Annotated in this window: 1 protein-coding gene; it reads left to right on the forward strand. The window is 74.8% G+C overall.

Annotation, left to right across the window (positions count from 1 at the left end):
• Positions 1-334, forward strand: a 334-nt coding sequence (locus tag DW306_RS05560) for a putative immunity protein (RefSeq protein WP_342670834.1), incomplete at its 5' end; no start/stop codon positions are given.
• Between the last annotated feature and the right edge of the window lie 115 nt (positions 335-449).

Genomic DNA, 449 nt, shown 5'->3' on the forward strand with positions numbered 1-449 from the left:
AGTGCGACGACCCCATGCCGGTGAGGATGATGCGCTGCTCGGTGCGTTCGGCAGCGCCCAGGCCGCCGGTGTCGCCCACATGGGCGCGCACGCCCTGGGGGCGGCAGCCTACGCGGCGATGGCGGCCGGCCTCGCGCGACCGGATGAGCCCGATGCGAGGGAGAAGGAGATGCGCTGGCAGCTCGAGGTCCTGCGTCCTGAAGCGGCGGCAGCACTCCGCGCTCTGCCGGCGCTCGGCGAAGACACGGCAGGTCCCCTGGGGCCCGGCCTCCTCGCCTCCGGCACGCTCGGCGCCGTCATCCGTCGCATCCAGGAGCACCTCGGGAGGGGCTGACTGCTCCGGTCGCAGAAGACGCCGCGCGCCGACGCCCTGAGCGGCCGAAATCGCGACCGGAGCTAGGCCCCGGCCGCCCCGACCTGCCCGGCCTCGAAGTACGCCGCGAGCCCTG

Source organism: Microbacterium sp. K24 (assembly GCF_004794465.1).
GTDB lineage: Bacteria > Actinomycetota > Actinomycetes > Actinomycetales > Microbacteriaceae > Microbacterium.